This is a genomic window from Acinetobacter sp. G11 (assembly GCF_049808495.1).
In the GTDB taxonomy this organism is placed as follows: Bacteria; Pseudomonadota; Gammaproteobacteria; order Pseudomonadales; family Moraxellaceae; genus Acinetobacter; species Acinetobacter kookii.
In genome coordinates, this window is record NZ_JBNCAT010000012.1 from 1 (window position 1) to 20,699 (window position 20,699).

Below are 20,699 nucleotides of genomic sequence, written 5' to 3' on the forward strand. Positions count from 1 at the left end.
TTTATATTGTTACTTAGACAGGTAGGACATTTGATTTGTAGCGTTATTTTCATACCTCTATTTTATCAAAAGCCATATTGTTTTTTTCAGCATACTTTTTGAAACACCACCGAAATATTTACTTAATAATCAGCAACAAAATTTTAATTTTGGTGAGATTAAGTTAGGGGATTTTAATAAATATAAATTAATTATTGAAACAGATAGAAGTGAATTACCTATGGAATTTAATTTGTCAGGGTGATGTATTATGCAAAAAATTATATTGTTTTTGCCATGTATATTTTTAAATATAGTACTACCCGTTCAACGAGCAAATGCAGAGGGGAGTAATGTTGTTTTTAGTAATGTCTGGTTAAATAGTATAGATAAAAATTTGGAAACCCTTGTATTTGAAGAAGATAAAAAAATATATATAGAGTGCCAAGCTTTAAATACCTTGGAATTGAGAGTTGATTTTTTTCCTGAACATGCAATAAAAAAAGATTTTTGTTTAGTTTCACAGAATCCAGTTCTTGCTGAAATAGATCCATATGCACAGTCTGTGAAAATAACTGTACCAGCAGAATACTTTCAGATAAAAAAAATAGATCATGAGCCATTAATTATGCCTGATAAGGCGGCTTTAGGCGCATTTTTAAATTATGATCTATTTTATGGGCAAACTTCACAGGATGAGGATTTTAATTCATTAGCAGAATTGGGGGTGTTTAAAGATTATTGGTTGTTTCAAAATTCCATACTTGTGCGAGGTTTAGATGAGAATCAAGAAGAATCGTCCCTTACAGTGGAAGACGTAAGGGAAGAAAAAGTAGTTCGTTTAAAATCAGCTTTTGATCTGGATTTTCCAGATAAGTTTTTAAGCTTAACAATTGGTGATACCACTACTATATCTAATCCTTTCGTTAGTTCAGTACGCTATGGTGGTTTAAGTTTTGGAACAAATTTCACAGCTCGGCCTGATTATATTTATTGGAATATGCCGACTTTAAAAGGAAGTGCTGTTTTACCTTCGACAGTTGATTTGTATATTAATGGTGTAAGTATTTCTCAGCAGAGAATTACGCCAGGGAGTTATACTTTACAACCTGGGGCATTGATTCAACAATCTGGAGATGCTCAGGTGGTTGTTGAAGATATTTTAGGAAATAAAACTGTTCAAAGTTTTCCGGTGTATATAAATAACAAGCTGCTTAAACCTAATTTAAATGAATATAATATTTCATTAGGTAAAATTAGATATAACTATGATATTCATAATAATGATTATAGGGAATTTTTTTCTAATATTTATTTTAGACGAGGTATAGGTGACTTAACTACTGTGGGTTTGAATGCTGCGTATAGTAAAGAAGTAAAAAATTTAGGTTTATTATGGACGCAAGCAATTAGTAAATATGCATTACTCGATACATTTGTTGCAGCGAGTAATAGTGATGATGAATCTGGTTATTCAATTGGTGGTTCAGTCAGCCGAAGTATGAATAATATTTACTTAGGTTTTAGTGGGCAGTATTCTACTGATAATTATAAAACTTTAGGTTATAACAATGAAGTTCTTATTCCAAAATATGATTATATTTTTTATTTTAGTATATATGATTTGCCGATAATAAATAATTTTAATTTAAATTATTTGGAGCGAAGTTATTATGAAAGTGATAATTTCAATATTTTAGATAGTCGTATACTAAATATAGGTATTTCCAGAATGTTGCGCTCAAATCTTTCATTAAGCGTTTCTGGCTTTAAAGAGTTTGAGGGTGAGCAAGATTCTGGTGCATACTTATCTTTAAATTATAGTTTGGGAAATAATAAAAATGCCTACTTCTCGCACTCAACAGATAATGAATCAAGGGTTCAATTTGTTAAAGCATCTCCAGCGCAAACTGGATTTGATTATGTTCTGGGTGCAAATCAACGTCGTGGAGATTTAGCTTATCAAGCTTCGGGCTTATTAAAATCAAATGTAGGCGACTTACGTGTTCAATTGGATCAATCTGATGAATATGAAAACAATCAGGTGATTTATCGTGGGGCTATTGTTTGGCTAGGTGGGAAAGTAGCATTAACAAAATCTGTAGATAATGCATTTGCTTTAGTTAAAGTTGAAGATTCGCCAGGAATTGATGTTACAAGGTCATTGTCGCCTGTAGGAAGCACCAATAAGAATGGTTATTTGTTTGTACATAATATTATTCCTTATATTCCTTATATTCCTTATGACATTTCATTCGATCAAAATCAGTTAGCGATTGAAGATGCATTTGATTATTCGACTCAAAAAATGATCGGCTTAAATCAGCGAGGTTATATTTTAAATTTTCCTGTATTTCATACCCAGCAAGTAGTTTTGCGTTTATTGGATAAGAGTAATCAACTTATACCTCGTGCAAGCGAAGTTTATATTAATGATGAAGAAAGTCAGTACTTCCCTGTAGATGCCCAAGGTAGAGTGTATTTATATGGATTAAAACCGAATAAGTATCGGTTTTTAGCTAAAGCCAAGGGTGGTGAGACATGTCAGGGAACTTTTGAGGTTTCAAATCAGAACCAAAAAGTGCTAGAGCAGTCAGTTATAGATGTTTTTTGTCGCTAGAGAGGGTATTGCAATGAAAAAAATTATCATGGTTATTTTACTCTATGCAAATGGTACTTTCGCTTATGCGGGACAATGTTATTTAACTGCTATATCTGAACCGGTCATGCATTTTGCAGATTATTATCATAGTTTTGCTGCAACTTCTTTTAGAGTTTTTTGCGACCAATCTTATGCAATCAAATTTAGCAGTCAAAATTTGCGTAGTTCTGATGGTTCAAGCTATGTATCGAATGGTACATATCGTTTAAAAACTAGAATGAGTATTTCAGGCCCGATAAGAAATCAATGGAATGTTCCGCTGTCTCAATCTAAAAATTCTAAAGAGAGTAAATATGTTATTGCGGTACGACTGGAAGAACAGCCTTCTATTCGTACTCCAGTAGGTATATATAGCGACGTAATTTACGTGAACTTATTATTTTAATTATTTTGTATGGCAGGAAAGGACTGGTCTGTAATTGAAAATAAAACAGAAAAGAGCTGTCTAAAATAGTTAGCTTTGGAAGAAGAGGATGTGTTTTTATTTGTTGTTAGAGATTATACAACGTTTCAATAAACAGTCATCTAAAAATCATCAAACTGAAAGAATTAACCTCTAAGCTAAAACTAAAATAACGATATAGGTGTTGTATGGCAACTTTGTATGCGACCAGCCTGCTCAAAGAACAAAATTTTCCAGAAAATTTCCAATTTTATTTTAAAAAGAATAAGCAAGACCAAATTTGTGATGATATTGCGATACTCAATGATTTAATTCGCCCACGGCTGAAAATTGCGATTGTGACAGAAACCTGGTCTCCAGAAATTAATGGCGTGGCACTGTCTTTATTGCAACTCTGCAAAGGGTTGCAAAAACAGGGGCATAAAATTTTACTGATTAGGCCGGAACAAAAACAGACATGTTTTCAGTTTTTGCCAAATCAGGAATGTTTAGTTAAAGCCCAAGCTATTCCTCAATATCCAAGCTTGCAGTTTGGCTGGCCACAATTTTTAAAAGTCTCTCAAGCATTGGATCAGTTTGCGCCAAATGTCGTGCATATTGTTACAGAAGGGCCGTTGGGATTAAGCGTTTTGCAGGCGGCTAAGACAAAGGGCATTCCTGTTTCAAGCGCTTTCCATTCACCTTTTCAAGAGTTTAGTCGTTATTTCGATTTAGCCTTTTTAATTAAGCCGATTCAGCGCTATTTACGTTGGTTTCACAATAATACACAACTGACCTGTATTCCCAGTAAAGATACGGAATATATTTTAAGAGAATTTGGCATTTGTTGTCCTCTGGTTGTGGTGGGGCGTGGTGTGGATGTTACGCATTTTTCACCACAACATTATTCCAGCGGTTTGCGTCAACAATGGCAGGCAACGTCGAATACTCAGATTATGCTGTATGTGGGGCGCTTATCACCTGAAAAGGAGATTGATGTTCTTGTTCAAGCCTATCTGTCCATGAAGAAAAATAACCAGGATGTCAAACTGGTGATTGTGGGGGATGGTCCGGAGCGGGGTCGTCTCGAAATGTTATGCCAAGGACAGGATGTCATTTTTACAGGAAATTTATCTGGCCCGAAACTTGCTCAGGCTTATGCAAGTGCAAATGTTTTTGTGTTTGCCAGTCAGGTTGAAACCTTTGGCAATGTGGTGCTGGAAGCAATGGCAAGTGGTTTGCCTGTGATTGCCTATAATTATGCCAGTGCGCATTTGCATGTCAAAAATGGCGAGACGGGCTGGTTGAGTCCCTTAGGAGATAAGACAGGTTTTATGCAGTCAATGTGTCAGTTGCCGGGCAATCAGCAATTGAAACGTATGGGACTGGAAGCCCGAAAGGCGGTGCAGCATATCGGCTGGCAATACCCTGTGCAACAGTTTGAACAAGCACTCTATAGTGTGGCGATGGGGACAGAAATGACATCCTGAATTTTAAGCAACAGCTTAAAGGAGCATCATCATGAATTTAAAAAAAGCAAAAATAACGATGTTGGATCTGGATTTAAAAGGTTGCTTGTATCTGAATAATCTTTCTCATTCACATGCAGTAGCCCACTTTTTCAAAATCATCAGCCGTTTTGGCAATGGTTTGTTCTGGTTTATTATGCTCGCCAGTTTATGGGTGCTGGAAGGCGTGTTTTATATTGTACAGTTGTTATATCTGTTGATTAGCGGGTCGATAGGTACCGTCATTTATAAAATCCTAAAACAAAAAACTGTACGCCCACGGCCTTATCAAGTCCATCAAGTCATCCGGCTACACGAACAACCGCTCGACCATTTTAGTTTTCCTTCTGGTCATACCCTGCATGCTGTCATGGCCAGTACGGTTCTGGGTTATATTCAGCCCGTGTTATTGATTCTGATGCTTCCTTTTACCATTCTGGTGGCGATATCACGGATGGTTTTGGGGCTACATTATCCCAGTGATGTGCTGGTCGGTGCATTGATTGGTGTTGTGATTGCCAGTGGCATTATTGAGAGTGCACCCTTTTTTAATATCATGTTATAAAAATGCATGCGGATGAATCAGGAAAATCACGCGATTTTTCCAAAATTTGCTAAAGTACTGCCACTGATTTGAAAATATTAGGAATAGCCATGGGTTTGCGTTGGACAGATACTATTGATATTGCGATTGAGCTTTCTGAAGCACATCCAGATGTGGATCCGCAATGGATTCGTTTTACCGACTTGCATGCCTGGGTGTGTGCATTGCCAGACTTTAGTGATGACCCAACCAAATCCACTGAAGGTTTGCTGGAAGGAATTCAAATGGCCTGGATTGATGAAGTGCGTTAAGCGCTACATCGAAAAAAGCAATTTTTTTACATATCAAAAGCGGAAAAAAGCCCATTATTCGGTATAATGCGGCAAATTTTCATGTCAACAATTGACTTAAGGAGCCAATCAATGGCTATTGAACGTACTTTATCTATCGTTAAACCAGACGCAGTTGCTAAAAACCACATCGGCGACATCTTTGCTCGTTTCGAAAAAGCTGGTCTTCAAATCGTTGCAACTAAAATGAAACACTTGACTCAAGCTGAAGCTGAAGGCTTTTACGCTGAGCACAAAGAACGTGGTTTCTTTGGTGATTTAGTTGCGTTCATGACTTCTGGTCCAGTTGTTGTTTCAGTTCTTGAAGGCGAAAACGCAGTTCTTGCTCACCGTGAAATTTTGGGTGCAACGAATCCTAAAGAAGCGGCTCCTGGTACAATCCGTGCAGACTTTGCTGTAAGCATCGACGAAAATGCTGCTCACGGTTCTGACTCTGTAGCATCTGCTGACCGCGAAATTAACTATTTCTTCGCGCAAACTGAGATTGCTCCACGTACTCGTTAATACGCAGTATTCAGGCCAGATAAGTGGTATACTGCTTATCTGGTTTTTTTATTCTCTGAATAATTCTCTGCTCAGATATTGAGCTTCTCCTTTCATCTTTAGGCATGGTTTAGGTAATACACATGAGTACTGAAGTAGTCGCTCCATCAGCAATTTCTGATGCACAGCAACCATCTCCATCCGCTCCGACGCAGCAAAATTCTGTGGAAAAAGTGAACTTACTTGGCATGTCACGTCCGCAAATGGAAAAATTCTTCGAAGATATGGGAGAAAAAAAATTCCGTGCCGGGCAGGTGATGAAATGGATTCATCAATTTTTTGTCACAGATTTTGCCGAAATGACCAATATTTCCGGCAAGCTGCGGGAAAAACTGGAAAAAATCTGCGAAATTAAAGCGCCGGAAGTGGTGCATAAAAACTATTCCAAAGATGGCACCCGTAAGTGGGTGTTCCGTGTCGGCGATGGCGAAGGTTCTCTGGTGGAAACCGTCCTGATTCCTGCAGAAGACAAAACCGGTTCACGTAAAACCTTGTGTATTTCTTCACAGGTGGGTTGTGCGCTTGACTGTTCATTTTGCTCAACAGGTAAGCAGGGTTTTCAGCGTGACCTGACTCAAGCCGAAATTATTGGTCAGCTGTGGATGGCAAACTTCTCTTATATGGAAGAAGTACCTGTGGCAGAGCGTGAGCGTTCAGTGACCAATGTGGTGATGATGGGCATGGGCGAACCCCTCCTGAACTATGACGCCGTATTAAACTCAATGCGCATTATGCTGGATGACTTTGCCTATGGCATGTCAAAACGCCGTGTGACTTTATCGACTTCAGGTGTAGTGCCGAAAATCGACCAGTTGGCGCAAGATATTGATGTGGCTTTGGCGATTTCACTTCATGCACCGAACGATGAACTTCGTAACGAGCTGGTGCCGATCAATAAAAAATATCCATTAGAACAGCTGATCGCTGCCTGTCAGCGTTATATTGCCAAAGATGGTAATGAAAGTTCGCGTAAACATGTGACCATTGAATATGTCATGCTGGATGGCGTGAATGACCAACCAGAACATGCTCAACAAATGCTGAAACTGCTTAAAAATTTACCGAGCAAAATTAATTTGATTCCGTTTAATCCGTTCCCGCATGCACCTTATGGGCGTTCAAGCCGTAACCGGATTATTTCTTTCCAAAAAACTTTGTCTGATGCCGGTTTTGTGTGTACGATTCGTCAGACACGTGGCGATGATATTGATGCCGCGTGTGGACAGTTGGTTGGACAAGTTGCTGACCGTACCCGTCGTGCGGAACAGTGGAAAAAGAAAGTGGCGCAGCAAAATGAGATTCTGCGCACTCAGGGATAATAAAAGGGGATGTCAATTGAGAAAGCCCACATATAAATTAGCTTTTATTACAACAATTTGTATGTCCGCTATTTTTGTTGCAGGGTGTCAGGCACCAGCAACAATCGGGAAGAAAGACCCGGAAAAGGCAGTGAAAATTCGCACTCAATTGGCGGCAGAATATATTAAATCGGGTGATCTGGATTCTGCAAAACGAACCTTGGATCAAGCGCTTGAAGTAGATTCACGTGATTCAACCGCGAATATGATGATGGGCGTTTTACTGCAACAAGAGGGCAGTAAAATCAGCATGGATAAAGCAGAAAGCTATTTTAAGCGGGCAATTTCTGCTGATCCTAAAAATGCACAGGCGCGTAACAACTACGGTACTTATTTGTATCAAATTGAGCGTTATAATGACGCGCTTGAACAACTCAATGTGGCCGGAACCACATTGGGCTATGATCAACGCTACAGAGCATTGGAAAATGCAGGACGGATTTATTTAAAACTCGGTGATGTGGTGAATGCTGAAAAAACATTCAAACAGGCCCTGCAAGTAAATCGTGACTCTTATATTTCAATGTTAGAGTTGTCTGAAATTTTTTATCTGAAACAGCAGACCGCTGCCGCAACACAATTGTATGAACAGTTTGTACGCAGTGTCGGTCAAAAGAATCAAGGTGCGCGTGCGCTTTGGATTGGTATCCGAATTGCGCGGGCAAATAGTGACCCAATGGGAACGCAGGTGCTTGTCAATCAGTTGCGTGCGCTTTTTCCCGAGAGTCCGGAATACCAACGTTATCTGCAATTACAGCACAGTACTGAGGCCGTATGGAAGTAAATCCTAATTCACCGCAATCGAATGGTTCAAGCGTAGTACCCACTGCATTAGGAAATGTTCAGCGTCCAGGCGAGTACTTACGTCAAGTTCGAATTGCACAAAAGCGTGAATTAAGTGAAGTTGTCAAAGATTTAAATATCCCTGTAAAAACTTTGACCGCTTTAGAACAAGATGATTATAAGGCTTTGCCAGAAGCCACCTTTATTAAGGGCTACTATCGTACCTATGCGAAGTACCTGAAGGTGGATGCAAGTTCTATTATTCAACGTTTTGATGATATTTATCAAAATGATACTGGATTGTTACCCAATCATGCCTTAAACAACTCACCGATTAAAATCATGGGTAAGCTCCCAGGTTCCAAGAGTGACCGTAACAAGAAATGGTTGAAACGCCTTTTACTTGCTTTGCTGGCACTGGTTGCTCTTGCTGTTGCGGTTATGGCGATACAAAACTGGTCATCCAGCAAAGACGCGGAGAGCCAGGAAGTTGTACCTGCCGAATCCGATGTACAAGTGTTGAATCTGGATAACTCGACTGTGGTTTCGGGCGATCAGCTTGAGCTTGAGTTTAGTCATCCAACTTCTGTGCATATTGTCGATTCAACTGGTAAAGTACTGGCCACAGGCCGTCAGGCATCGACATTGAAATTGAATGGTGAAACGCCTTTCCAGATTCGTCTGGATGATGCTTCAGCCGTTACCCTGACTTTGAATAACGAAAAAATTGCCTTGTCACCTTATACCGTCAACGGAAAAGCAGATTTCCGTTTGTCACGTTAATGCGTAAAGAATAGAGCGATATCAATGATTGAAAATCCGATTAAGCGCCGTCCCACTCGTAAAATTCGTGTCGGTTCTGTGTATGTAGGTGGTGATGCCCCGATCAGCATCCAGAGTATGACCAATACTGAAACCTGTGATGTGGCTGCAACGGTTGCACAGATTCAGCGTTGTGTAGATGCCGGTGCCGATATCATGCGTGTTTCCGTACCGTCAATGGAAGCGGCCGCAGCATTTGGTGAAATTCGCAAACAGGTCAATGTGCCTTTGGTTGCCGATATTCACTTCGACTATAAAATTGCTTTGGCTGTTGCCGATCTGGGCGCAGACTGTTTGCGGATTAACCCGGGCAATATTGGCTCGGAAGCGAAAATTCGCGAAGTGGTGGCTGCGGCGAAACATCATGACATTTCCATGCGTATCGGGGTGAATGCCGGTTCGCTGGAAAAAGATATCCAGAAAAAATATGGTGAACCTACAGGTCAGGCCTTGCTTGAATCTGCCATGCGTCACATCGATATTCTGGATCGTTTAAATTTCCACGAATTTAAAGTCTCCGTTAAGGCATCCAATGTGTTCCTGACGATGGATGCTTATCGTTTGTTATCTCAGCAGATTGATAATCCATTACATCTGGGTGTGACTGAGGCAGGGATTTACCGTACCGGTTCGGTGAAGTCAGCAATCGCGCTTGGCGGTCTGCTCATGGAAGGCATTGGCGATACCATGCGTATTTCGCTCGCAGCTGAGCCTGAAGAAGAAGTGAAAATCGGTTTTGATATTTTAAAATCACTGGGTCTGCGTTCCAACGGCATTAACTTCATTGCCTGCCCAAGCTGTTCACGCCAGGAATTTAACGTGATTAAAGTGATGCAGGCACTGGAAGAGCGTCTGGAAGATATTCGTACCCCCATGGATGTTTCCGTGATTGGCTGTAAAGTGAATGGTCCGGGTGAAGCCAAAGAAGCCGATATTGGCGTAGTAGGTGCAAGTCCGCGTTCACTGGTGTATCGTAATGGCGAGAAAAGCCATTTAATCGATACCAATCAATTGGTTGATGAAATCGAATCTATGGTTCGTCAACGTGTTTCCGAGCTTGAAGAAGCTAAATCTAAAGAGATTATTCGCACAGGTTTTTCTGAGTAGATCATGAGTTCAATTGTCGCAATCAAAGGTTTTAATGACATTCTTCCAACGCAAACCCCCGCGTGGAGACGTCTTGAACAACATTTAGCATCGCTTATGGATGCTTATGGCTACCAGCAAATCCGCTTGCCGATGGTTGAGCAGACCAATCTGTTCAAGCGTTCAATTGGTGATGCAACCGACATCGTCGAAAAAGAAATGTACACTTTTCTGGACAAGGGTAATCCGCCTGAGTCCTTGACGCTGCGTCCGGAAGGGACTGCGGGCTGTGTACGTGCCATGCTGGAGCATAACCTGCTGCGCGGCGCGACACCTCGTGTATGGTATATCGGTCCAATGTTCCGTTATGAAAAACCGCAAAAAGGCCGTTACCGCCAGTTCCACCAGTTTGGCGTGGAAACTTTTGGTGTGGCAACGCCAGACCAGGATGCCGAGCTGATTCTGATGACGGCACGTCTGTGGAAACGCATGGGTGTGGCCGACAAGGTTCAGCTTGAACTCAACACTTTAGGTGAGTCAGATGAACGTGCGGCATACCGTGCAGCACTGGTCGAATTTTTAGAGTCGCATAAGGCAGACCTGGATGAAGATTCTCAGCGCCGTTTGACCACAAACCCGCTGCGTATTTTAGATTCTAAAGATGCCAAAACTCAGTCGATTCTTGAAAATGCACCTAAACTGCATGACTTTATGGGTGAAGAAACCCTGGCGCATTTTCAACAATTACAGCAATATTTGACGGATGCAGGCGTAAGTTTTGTCATTAACCAAAAACTGGTACGTGGTCTGGACTACTACAACAAAACTGTTTTTGAATGGACCACGACACATTTGGGTTCACAAGGCACCGTATGTGCCGGTGGCCGTTATGATGGTCTGGTGGGTCAATTGAAAGGCAAGGCTGATCAATCGGTACCTGCGGTTGGTTTTGCCATGGGTATGGAGCGGTTGTTGCTGCTACTTGAACAGGTAGAAGATAATACCCCCGTCCGTGACTGTGAAATGTTCCTGGTTTCAGACCCTGTAACTCAAGGTCAAGCCTTGGTTCTTGCCGAACAGATCCGTGACCAGCTGGAAGCAGCTAGTAGCAGCATCCGCTTGAAAACCGGTTCACAGGGTTCAATGAAGAGCCAGATGAAAAAAGCCGATCAGGCCGGGGCGGTTTATGCTTTAATCTTTGGTCAGCGTGAGGCGGAAGCGCAGCACATTCTGGTCAAGGAACTGGCAACAGCAGAACAGACCGAAATTGCAGTGGCTGACTTTGTGCCATTTATCATTGAAAAATTTTCTTCAAAATAAGCCGAATAACATAAGGAAAAGGTAATCCCATGAACGCATTGAGTGATGAAGAACAACTTGATAACTTAAAATCTTTCGCTAAAAAATATGGTTCTGCCATGATTAGCGGAATTTTAATTGCGTTGATTGCCTTTTTCGGCTGGGAATATTGGCAGAAGAAAAATCTGGCTGAGTCTCAAATGGAAACAGCCAAGGTTCAGCAGTTAATGGACGATGCAAAAAGTGCAGCAGGCGATGCCAATGCATTTAATGCCTTGTCTGCAACTGCGGATAAAATTGTTAAAGAAGCACCAGATTCTGTACAGGCTATTCAAACCCAATTATTAATGGCCAAGCTGGCTTATGACAAAGCCGATTATGCACATGCAGAACGTGCCTTGAAAAAAGTTGAAAATTCCAAACTGGATGATGCCGGTTTAGTGCAAGTGGTTAAGCTGCGTTTGGCTTATGCCCAGCTGGCACAAAAGAAATATGATGATGCCATTAAAACATTGGCTGCGGTGACCGATCCTGCGTTTAAGGCGACTGCCGATGAAGCGCGTGGTGATGTCTATGTGGCTAAAAATGATATCGAAAATGCTAAAAAATCGTATATGAGCGCATGGGATGCGTTGCTTGAACGTAAGCAAGAACGTCAAATTTTACAAATTAAACTCGAAAGTGTCGGCGTTTTAGTTGATGATCCTGATGTTGAACGCCCAATTTTAGAAACACAAGTGGATGAGTCGTGATGGATAGAAAATACAAAATACCGTTTGCACTAACAATTTTAACATTTGCACTTGCTGGTTGTTCGACCAATAAAACTAAGGTGGAAGAGGTTAAACCGAATCCATTGCCTAAATTGGTGCAAGCAAAGACTCTTGTTCCTGTATTTTCTCAAAGTGTTTCTTCGACCAGTAAAGCAGACCCGTTACGCCTGCGTTTAGATGCCGATAACGGCGTGGTTTTTGCTGTCGATCCAAATGGTGAAGTGGCTGCCTATAAGGGTAAACAGCGCTTATGGCAGCAAAAAGTTTCCAAGCAGGGCTTGAGCTCGGGCATAGAAGCCGGTGAGGGCATTGTGGTTGTCGGCAATAAAAAAGGCCAGTTGTTTGCTCTGGATCAGGCCACAGGTGAGCAAAAATGGACTACGCAGTTGTCGGGTGCGATTTTATCTGCATCACTCATTCAGTCAGGTCGTGTGATTACCATTACCAATGATGATACGGTCTATGCGCATGATCTGGCGACAGGTCAGCAAGTCTGGACCTATAATCTGCCGAATGTACAGTTCAGCCTGCGTGGTATTGCTACACCGGTTGCGCTTGACCCGCGTACCGTTTTGATTGCTTCATCAAACGCCTATATTTATGCACTGGATATTATCAGTGGTGTGCCGCGTATGCAGCGTCGTGTAGCTGTCAGCGAGGGACGTTCGGATATTCAGCGCCTGAATGATCTGGATGGCGATCCGGTTGTGGCAGGACAATTCCTGGTAACAACCAGCTACCAGGGACAGGTAACGGTGATGGATCTGGCTGCACAACAAGTGGTGTGGAGTGAAGATGCCAGCAGTATCCAGCGTCCTGAAGTTTTCAATAACACCGTTTATGTGGCTCAGGCCGATGGAAAAATCACGGCTTATGCGCTGACTACCGGTGAACAATTATGGCAAAATGACAGCTTGCTGAATCGTCAGCTCAGCAATCCGGTAATCTTGGGCCAAGACCTGGTGGTAGGTGATTTGGACGGCGTATTGCATCTCATTGATCCGGCAACAGGCCAACTGATTGGCCGTTCAAAAACCAGTGGCGAAGTGCGTACCCTGCGTGTGATTGATAACCAACTTTATGTAGCGACCCGTAAGGGTGCCTTAAGCATCTGGCAGAACCGTTAATTTTTTTCAGCCTTATGTTAAACTAAGCTAACCGTATTTTTTTACACGGGGGATTGAGCATTCAATGCCCCGTGTTTTATTTATTTTTGGCTACTTATTTCTTCCATTGTTTCTGATTGTTCAGACCAGACCTACTGGCTGATCTTGAATAAAGGTTAATCTATGAAACCCGTAATTGCGCTCATTGGTCGTCCGAACGTCGGAAAATCAACGTTGTTTAACCAGATCACCAAGAGCCGTGATGCGCTTGTTGCTGACTTTGCCGGTCTGACCCGTGACCGCAAATATGGTGACGCGACTTATCAAAATAAATCATTCATCGTTGTCGATACTGGTGGTATTGGTGAAACTGAAGGTGGAATCGACTCGTATATGGCTGAACAGTCCAAAACAGCCATTCACGAAGCCGACATGATCATCTTTGTGGTCGACGCACGTGCCGGACTGCTTGCATCTGATGAGCAGATTGCACGTGACTTGCGTACCTTGGGCAAAAAAGTATTCCTGGTTGCCAATAAAGTAGATGGCGTACATGCCGAAGCTGCGCTGGTTGAATTCTACAAACTGGGGATGGGCGAACCGCTACAAGTTGCTGCCAGCCATGGCCGTGGCGTACAGCAGATGCTTGAAGAAGTGCTGCAAGATGTGCCTGAAGATGAAAACCTTGATGAACATGACCGTGATACAGGCTTGCGTCTGGCAATTATTGGTCGTCCAAACGTGGGTAAATCGACACTGGTTAACCGTCTATTGGGTGAAGAACGTGTGGTGGCATTTGACCAACCCGGGACAACACGCGACTCGATTTATATTCCGTTCGAACGTGATGGCCGCAAGTACACCCTGATTGACACAGCCGGTGTGCGCCGTAAAGGTAAAGTGGATGAAATGATCGAGAAATTCTCGATTGTGAAAACTTTACAGGCCATGAAAGACGCACACGTGGTTGTGATTGTGGTCGATGCGCGTGAAGGGATTGTCGAGCAAGACTTGCATTTAATCGGTTATGCGATTGAAGCCGGTCGTGCGATGGTGATTGCGATCAACAAATGGGACAACATGTCCGAGTATGACCGTAAGCAATGCAAGCTCGATGTGGAACGCCGCTTTGACTTTATTCCTTGGGCGAAAATTCACTTGATCTCTGCATTGCATGGTACGGGCGTAGGTGATTTATATCCATCGATTCACCGTGCATATGATTCTTCCCACTTGAAAGTATCACCGGCAAAAATCACGCAAATTTTGAATGATGCAACCGATGCACATCATCCACCGAAAGTCCAAGGTCGTGCAATCAAAATGCGTTATGCACATATTGGGGGACAAAACCCGCCAACGATTGTCATTCATGGTAACAAGGTGGATAAAACCCCTGCGGACTATCGTCGTTATTTGGAAAACGTGTTCCGTAAAGTGTACAAACTTGAAGGTACACCAGTAAAAATTGAGTTTAAAACCTCAGAAAACCCGTTTGAAGGACGTAAATCTCAGATTGATGAACGTACTGCAGCCCGTAAGCGTCGCTATGTTCAGAAGTTCAAGAAAGCCGAGAAGAAATTTAAACGTGGTTAAGCACCTGGTTTAAATGGTATGAAAAGCCCAAAGTGATCTTTGGGCTTTTTTATTTTAAGATAGGCATCTATTTTTGAAAGGTGATCTGAAGTGAGCAGAGTGATACGGGTGGAGGTAAATGCACTGGAGCAGATTGTTGATCTGGATCATGCACTCGATCGCAAGCGCAAAATTCAGCTGCAAAAACAGCAAATCCATCATTTCCGCAATCAATTACTTTCCGAACAATTACAGGTCAGCATTCAGCATGAGCAGTTGGCAACCACTGAGCATGGTAAGCCGTACCTGGTCAATTTTCCTGAATTTTATTTTAATCACAGTCATAGCCAAAAAAATTATGCTTTGGCGACCAGTAGAAACATGCCCGATATCGGGGTGGATATTGAAGATCTGGATCGCAAGGTCAGGTTTGAAGCATTGGCGAATCATGCCTTTCATGCTTATGAATTAAAGCACTGGAATGACTTGCAACAGGATTCAGGCTATTGGTTTAAAGTCTGGACTACCAAGGAAGCCGTATTGAAAGCTGCCGGACTGGGCGTACGCTTAAATCTAAACGAGTTAAATACCCAGGTTCATCCAGTGCATGACGGCGGATTATGCACTCATCCTTTAATTGGAACATTTGCCTATCAGAACTTTCATTTGGGCCATGTCATGCTCACGGTTGCCTGGCGATCAGAAGCTTCCTGTAAGGGTTTTACTTTTCCTGAAATCAAAATCTTTTTGTCACCTTAACATATGTTTTTCTTATCCTTATTACGATAAGGCGGTAACAGATTTAAAGTGGAAAATTGAATCAGGATCAATGGCAGATCAAAAAAATTAAAAAAACGAGTGGGTAATATCACCCGTTTTTATAAGGAATATGCTCAACGCAGCTAGAGCAGAGCATTCATAAAAAGATACAGGAATTACTGAAGGCCATCTTCGCTACGATCCACTTCGATTCGATATAATTTCGTTCCATTATAGGCATAAATTAAACGTCCAGCCTCCTTGTAATAGGTCTCAATACGGAACTGATCTTTAGAAAAAGCGCCTGCAACGGGTATCCAGGCTTTGGCAGTCTGATAGCTTCTTTGATCAGTTGAAGCACCAACTAAACTTTCTACCTGACCTTTAGACATGCCAATTTTTAACTGGGAAAATTTGGAATTCTGGTAATCTCCAACAATTTCACCGGTATAACTGCCATCAATCGAAACCTCTTTGGTGGCATTGCCATTCGGTACTGCATTGATTGAATTATTCTGAGACGTATGTTTATCGGATGAAAATGGCATAGTCGAACATGCCATTAAACTTAAGCTGCTGATTGAAATAAGAAGAAAATTTTTCATTATTATCGCCTTATCTTATTAAATTCATATGAAGGGGGAGTATAGAAATAATTTTAGTCAAAATAGTGCTATTGCCCATAGTTGTTTTTTAAGTAAAGTTTTACCAATTGTTATGGGGAGTAGGGCTTTCTTCTTCTGATCAATTTTTTGCAATTTTAGGTTTTTTAAAGCATATATAAGAACGCACATCCTATTTTTCAGAAAGTTTTGTCATACTTTTTTTTAGCCACAAACATATGCGCTAAACGACAGAATTCTTTTATTGTTTATTTTTTTGCTCGGCTTGATATTATAAATCCCTGCACTCAAATTAAACATTTTTTTAAAAAAAGAGCCTGTACATTAAGCTCTTTTAATATTGATTTTATTTATTCCCTTTTCGCCAAAAACATATTACTCATCCGATTTACAAACTGAGGACTCACTTTAGACAGGCTGAACAGGATTTTAGATTTGAAGCCTACAGGTTGGTGAGTCGGGGTAAATATGCTGTCTTTTACCTGAACTTGTCGATAGATCTGATTTGCTACATCTTCAGCGCTTAAGTGTACCCCCATATTTTTAATGCTGCCGGCATCCATATCTTTAACCATGGCCGTTTGTACAAAGAGCGGCATCACATCTAATACCCGAATGCCATATTTTTGCCACTCAATATCTAATCCTTCAGTAATGCCACGTACAGCAAATTTACTGGCTGAATATGTCACCAAATCTGGCTGCCCATAAATGGCAGAGGCAGAAGACAGGTTAATCACACGAGCAAAGGAGGCTTTTTGTAAATAGGGCAAGGCGGCATGACAACCATTCAACACACCTTTGACATTGATATCGATGGTTCGATGATGTGCGGTAATATCGGTCTGTTCAAAAGCACCTGAGTAGAGAATGCCTGCATTGTTGACTAAGACATTAATTTCACCAGACCAGGCCTGAAATTCGCTTAAAGTGTGCTGCCATTGGCTATAATCAGAAACATCGAGTAAACCGGCCTTAGCCCGTGTGCCTAACTGTTGAGCCAGCGTTTGAGCCTGATCAATATTGATATCATAAATGCCGACTTTATAACCGTGTTGATAAAACAGTGTCGCAATAGCAGCCCCAATGCCTTGTGCTGCACCACTAATGAAGATACTGTGCATCTGAATTTTCCTTTTCGTTTTGTATTGTTGTGCTTCATTTTTAATGAATTTATCTTCAGCATAACAGAAATGGAGTGTGGAGATAGTTGTTTAATCTGAAAGGATGGGAGTAATGAAAACATGGATCAATTATTGGCAGTGATGCGAGAGTTACGTGAAAAATGTCCATGGGATCAGCAGCAAACCCCACAAAGCTTAACCCGATATGCCATAGAAGAGGCCTATGAAGTTGAAGCTGCGGTCAGGGCGGGAAACGCAAATGAAGTGCGCGATGAACTGGGTGATTTACTGCTGCAAGTGGTGTTTCAGGCGCAAATGTACAGCGAACAGGGTGCTTTCGATTTCAATGATGTGGTCAATGCCATTACTGAAAAACTGATTCGCCGTCATCCTCATGTCTTTCAGGCCGAGCAATATGCACAATTGAGCGCGGAAGATGTATCCATACTCTGGAAGCAAATTAAACAGCAGGAGAAGCAGGGCAAGGCACAATCACGCTTAGATGAAATCAAGCATGGACCTGCCATCCAGCAAGCACATGAAATTCAAAAAAAAGCGGCCCAAATCGGCTTTGACTTTCCTGAAGTGTCAGATGCTTATGACAAACTGAACGAGGAATTGGGCGAATTGCAACAAGCCATGCAAAATCACAATTCCGACGAAATATTCGACGAATTTGGTGATTGTTTGTTTTCACTGATCAATGTTGGACGTAAACTGGGACTTTCTAGTGAAATGGCACTGTTAAGTACCATTCATAAATTTAGAACGCGTTTTGCTTTCATTGAAGATCAGGCTCAGCAACAACACAAGAATATTGAAGCCCTGTCATTAGAGGAAATGGATCTGCTTTGGGAGCAAGCAAAACAACAATTAAAATAATAGGCCTCTCAATATGAAAAAAATAATATCTACCCTGAAGGGATTTTTTTATCTTTTTGGTTTGCTGTCTTTGTTGAGTGTATCCAGTAGCTATGCTCAACAGTTCGACCAGGAATATTTAAAATGGAAGGCTGAACAGGAGGCTCAGGATGCACGGTTAAAAATACCGCGCGTCTCAACCCGGGATTATTATTTGTCCAGGCCTGCTTTAAACTCCGCAACTTCAACGGCCAGCAAGATCAATCTGAATCAGGCCAATGCTGAACAGCTACAAGCACTGTCCGGGGTTGGCCAAAAGAAAGCTGAAGCGATTATTGCCTATCGGCAAAAAAATGGAAAATTTAAAAATATTGAAGAATTGCAACAGGTCAAAGGCATTGGACCTGCGCTATTTAGCAAGAATAAAGACCGTTTAGGCCTGTAGAGAAATGGCAAGAGCCGCTTAGAATATTGAACAAAGTATTGAGCATCGAGATAATCAAATTGCCCTTTGATTGTGTTAGAGATATGATTAGCGTCATCTTAGATATTTTACGTTCAGACGTAGGAGACAGCGTCTTTTGCAAACTTTGCGCGCGTCAAAATGTGGTTTATCAACCGCTCAATTACCTTCTTCCATATTAGATGTTATCGATGCTTTAACCAAGGCTGGCTATGAAGCTTATATCGTCGGTGGAGGTGTCCGTGACTTGATCTTAGGTCTGAATCCTAAAGATTTTGATGCGGTCACCAATGCCACTCCGGCCCAGGTAAAAGAAGTTTTCGGACGACGTTGCCGTATTATCGGACGACGTTTTGAGCTTGCTCATGTCTATGCCGGCCGCGAGCTGATCGAAGTCGCCACTTTCCGTGCACCGCCTAAAAAAGCCGTCACTTCTGCTTCAGGCATGATTTTACGTGACAATAACTGGGGCACCATTGAACAGGATTTTGTCCGCCGTGACTTTTCCATTAACGCGATGTATTACCAGCCGCGTAAAGGGATTGTGCTGGATTTCTGTCATGCCATTGATGATATAAAAAATAAAACCTTGCGCTTGTTGGGTGACCCGACCTTACGTTTTGAAGAAGATCCGGTACGGATGCTGCGTACTTTGCGTTTCGCTGCAAAATTAAATTTTAATATTGCCCCTGAAATTTTAGAGATTTTTACGCCTGAAATGACCCAGCTGTTGCGAGATATCTCTCCGCACCGCTTATATGATGAATCACAAAAATTATTCACCATGGGGCATTTAAATCGTGTTCTGCCCATGTTGATAGATTTCGGTATTTGGCGTCAGCTGTTTGCAGACATCAGCCCGGACATCTCCACCTTTATTGAACGTGCTGCAATCAATACCGATCAGCGTATTCAAATTGGCAAGACCATCAATCCTGCATTCTTCTATGCGGTATTGTTGTGGAAACCTTTTTTAGAGCGTTGTGACTTTTATTTAGGTAAAGGGGTTGTTCCGGCAGAGGCAAGAGCACAAGCCGGTTTGGATGTTTTAAAACGCCAGGCCACCCGGACCATCATTCCACGTTTTGCAGAAACCTTTATTCGTGAAGTGTGGGAAATGCAAACGCGTTTGCTTAATCCGAAGCCGCAGCAAATTCAGGCTTTATCAACACATGCGCGTTTCCGTGCCGGATTTGACTTTCTGTTACTGCGTGAGAAATCGGGTGACGATACCACTCAGGGTATGGGCCTATGGTGGGATGCGTATCAACAGATGTCTACGGATGAAAAAGAACGCGCCATCAGTCAGTATAACCGCCAGCGTGCAAAAAGCCGCCGTAAAGCAACTACAGAAGATGTGGTAGAAGCGAAACCGGTTACTGCAGTTACTGAAATTGAGCCTTTGGTGAACGAACCTGAACCGCGTAGTCGTCGTGAACGCAAGAGTCGGGCAAAATCTGAAAAACCCGTTCAAAATGTTGCCTCAGGCGGCTCGGAAATTGGCTATGACCATCCAATTTTAAAACGCAAACGGGTCAAGCGTGATTTAAGCCAGGTGATTTTTGGACCGACACAATGATGACAGTAACCTACATCGGCTTAGGCAGTAACTTGGGGGATTCACGTCAAATTCTGGCAGAAGCCGTACAGAAGCTGGCAACGCTGGGAGCCGCGAAAACCTCCAGGTTGTACCAAAGCCCTCCAATGGGGCCGCAAGACCAGCCCAACTACTTAAATGCAGCTGTACAGCTGGTTACAGACCTGGAACCTCTTGCATTGCTGGATGAATTGCAGCGTTTTGAACAGGAATCAGGTCGGGTTCGACTGCGCCGTTGGGGCGAACGGACTTTGGACCTGGATCTCCTGATGTATGGCGAAGAACAGATTCAGAATGAGCGTTTGACCGTGCCACATATTGGTGTCATGGAGCGGGATTTTGTGCTGATGCCATTACTCGATTTAGAGGCAAATTTACAAATCAAAGGACAATTATTAAAAGATTTACCGATATTGCAACATCCAACGCTTAGCGTATTGGATGATGGAAATTGGGCAAATATTTAATTTTTTGCATGACCGCTTGAGAAAGTCGTCATAAG

At 42.1% G+C, this 20,699-nt stretch carries 21 protein-coding genes; 19 read left to right on the top strand and 2 right to left on the bottom strand.

Annotation, left to right across the window (positions count from 1 at the left end):
• The first annotated feature begins 250 nt into the window (after window positions 1–250).
• The 15 genes from ACPUEY_RS06490 to ACPUEY_RS06560 all read left to right on the top strand — a co-directional run bounded on the left by ACPUEY_RS06490 (window position 251) and on the right by ACPUEY_RS06560 (window position 15,529).
• Window positions 251–2,599 carry a fimbria/pilus outer membrane usher protein gene (locus ACPUEY_RS06490; RefSeq protein WP_425121572.1) on the top strand — a complete coding sequence of 783 codons (2,349 nt, stop codon included), beginning with the start codon at window positions 251–253 and terminating at the stop codon, window positions 2,597–2,599.
• 13 nt (window positions 2,600–2,612) lie between these two features.
• Window positions 2,613–3,026: a hypothetical protein gene (locus ACPUEY_RS06495; RefSeq protein ID WP_425121573.1), complete on the top strand. Its 414-nt coding sequence runs from the start codon at window positions 2,613–2,615 to the stop codon at window positions 3,024–3,026.
• Between the two features lie 206 nt (window positions 3,027–3,232).
• Window positions 3,233–4,513, top strand: a complete 1,281-nt coding sequence (locus tag ACPUEY_RS06500) for a glycosyltransferase family 4 protein (protein ID WP_131273940.1) — start codon at window positions 3,233–3,235, stop codon at window positions 4,511–4,513.
• Between the two features lie 31 nt (window positions 4,514–4,544).
• Window positions 4,545–5,096: a phosphatase PAP2 family protein gene (locus ACPUEY_RS06505; RefSeq protein ID WP_092819026.1), complete on the top strand. Its 552-nt coding sequence runs from the start codon at window positions 4,545–4,547 to the stop codon at window positions 5,094–5,096.
• 89 nt (window positions 5,097–5,185) lie between these two features.
• The gene (gene iscX, locus ACPUEY_RS06510; protein WP_092819025.1) at window positions 5,186–5,386 is read left to right on the top strand and encodes a Fe-S cluster assembly protein IscX; all 201 of its coding nucleotides are present in this window, start codon (window positions 5,186–5,188) and stop codon (window positions 5,384–5,386) included.
• A 111-nt stretch (window positions 5,387–5,497) separates the two neighbouring features.
• The gene (gene ndk, locus ACPUEY_RS06515) at window positions 5,498–5,929 is read left to right on the top strand and encodes a nucleoside-diphosphate kinase (protein ID WP_086195365.1); all 432 of its coding nucleotides are present in this window, start codon (window positions 5,498–5,500) and stop codon (window positions 5,927–5,929) included.
• Window positions 5,930–6,051: 122 nt separating this feature from the next.
• Entirely contained in the window at window positions 6,052–7,287 is a 1,236-nt protein-coding gene (rlmN, locus tag ACPUEY_RS06520; protein WP_261181301.1) for a 23S rRNA (adenine(2503)-C(2))-methyltransferase RlmN, read from the top strand.
• Between the two features lie 61 nt (window positions 7,288–7,348).
• The gene (gene pilW, locus ACPUEY_RS06525) at window positions 7,349–8,110 is read left to right on the top strand and encodes a type IV pilus biogenesis/stability protein PilW (protein WP_261181303.1); all 762 of its coding nucleotides are present in this window, start codon (window positions 7,349–7,351) and stop codon (window positions 8,108–8,110) included.
• Window positions 8,101–8,892 carry a helix-turn-helix domain-containing protein gene (locus ACPUEY_RS06530; RefSeq protein ID WP_131273937.1) on the top strand — a complete coding sequence of 264 codons (792 nt, stop codon included), beginning with the start codon at window positions 8,101–8,103 and terminating at the stop codon, window positions 8,890–8,892. Before pilW ends, ACPUEY_RS06530 begins: the two co-directional genes overlap by 10 nt.
• A gap of 24 nt (window positions 8,893–8,916) precedes the next feature.
• Window positions 8,917–10,038, top strand: a complete 1,122-nt coding sequence (gene ispG, locus ACPUEY_RS06535; protein ID WP_092819021.1) for a flavodoxin-dependent (E)-4-hydroxy-3-methylbut-2-enyl-diphosphate synthase — start codon at window positions 8,917–8,919, stop codon at window positions 10,036–10,038.
• Window positions 10,039–10,041: 3 nt separating this feature from the next.
• Window positions 10,042–11,337, top strand: a complete 1,296-nt coding sequence (gene hisS / locus ACPUEY_RS06540; RefSeq protein ID WP_425121574.1) for a histidine--tRNA ligase — start codon at window positions 10,042–10,044, stop codon at window positions 11,335–11,337.
• Between the two features lie 29 nt (window positions 11,338–11,366).
• Window positions 11,367–12,068 (top strand): YfgM family protein, encoded by a 702-nt coding sequence (locus ACPUEY_RS06545; protein ID WP_131273935.1) that lies wholly within the window; start codon window positions 11,367–11,369, stop codon window positions 12,066–12,068.
• Window positions 12,068–13,216, top strand: a complete 1,149-nt coding sequence (gene bamB / locus ACPUEY_RS06550; RefSeq protein ID WP_425121575.1) for an outer membrane protein assembly factor BamB — start codon at window positions 12,068–12,070, stop codon at window positions 13,214–13,216. The genes ACPUEY_RS06545 and bamB overlap by 1 nt, the downstream gene beginning before the upstream one ends.
• Before the next feature lie 162 nt (window positions 13,217–13,378).
• Window positions 13,379–14,791 (top strand): ribosome biogenesis GTPase Der, encoded by a 1,413-nt coding sequence (der, locus tag ACPUEY_RS06555; RefSeq protein ID WP_092819017.1) that lies wholly within the window; start codon window positions 13,379–13,381, stop codon window positions 14,789–14,791.
• A 90-nt stretch (window positions 14,792–14,881) separates the two neighbouring features.
• On the top strand, window positions 14,882–15,529 hold the full coding sequence (locus ACPUEY_RS06560) for a 4'-phosphopantetheinyl transferase family protein (RefSeq protein ID WP_425121576.1): 648 nt from the start codon (window positions 14,882–14,884) through the stop codon (window positions 15,527–15,529).
• A 176-nt stretch (window positions 15,530–15,705) separates the two neighbouring features.
• On the opposite strand, the gene ACPUEY_RS06565 is transcribed toward ACPUEY_RS06560, so the two are convergent.
• Both ACPUEY_RS06565 and ACPUEY_RS06570 read right to left on the bottom strand, forming a co-directional pair.
• On the bottom strand, window positions 15,706–16,134 hold the full coding sequence (locus tag ACPUEY_RS06565; protein ID WP_092819016.1) for a hypothetical protein: 429 nt from the start codon (window positions 16,132–16,134) through the stop codon (window positions 15,706–15,708).
• 368 nt (window positions 16,135–16,502) lie between these two features.
• Window positions 16,503–17,276, bottom strand: coding sequence for an SDR family oxidoreductase (locus ACPUEY_RS06570; RefSeq protein WP_425121577.1), 774 nt, complete (start codon window positions 17,274–17,276; stop codon window positions 16,503–16,505).
• A gap of 120 nt (window positions 17,277–17,396) precedes the next feature.
• Between ACPUEY_RS06570 and mazG the strand changes: the two genes are divergently transcribed.
• From mazG to folK, 4 genes are all read left to right on the top strand, one after another.
• On the top strand, window positions 17,397–18,158 hold the full coding sequence (gene mazG, locus ACPUEY_RS06575; RefSeq protein ID WP_425121578.1) for a nucleoside triphosphate pyrophosphohydrolase: 762 nt from the start codon (window positions 17,397–17,399) through the stop codon (window positions 18,156–18,158).
• Between the two features lie 13 nt (window positions 18,159–18,171).
• On the top strand, window positions 18,172–18,582 hold the full coding sequence (locus ACPUEY_RS06580; RefSeq protein WP_425121580.1) for a ComEA family DNA-binding protein: 411 nt from the start codon (window positions 18,172–18,174) through the stop codon (window positions 18,580–18,582).
• A gap of 136 nt (window positions 18,583–18,718) precedes the next feature.
• A complete protein-coding gene (gene pcnB / locus ACPUEY_RS06585) occupies window positions 18,719–20,179 on the top strand; it encodes a polynucleotide adenylyltransferase PcnB (RefSeq protein ID WP_425121582.1) in 1,461 nt (486 codons plus the stop codon).
• Window positions 20,176–20,664 (top strand): 2-amino-4-hydroxy-6-hydroxymethyldihydropteridine diphosphokinase, encoded by a 489-nt coding sequence (folK, locus tag ACPUEY_RS06590; RefSeq protein WP_261181325.1) that lies wholly within the window; start codon window positions 20,176–20,178, stop codon window positions 20,662–20,664. The genes pcnB and folK overlap by 4 nt, the downstream gene beginning before the upstream one ends.
• Window positions 20,665–20,699 lie beyond the last annotated feature (35 nt).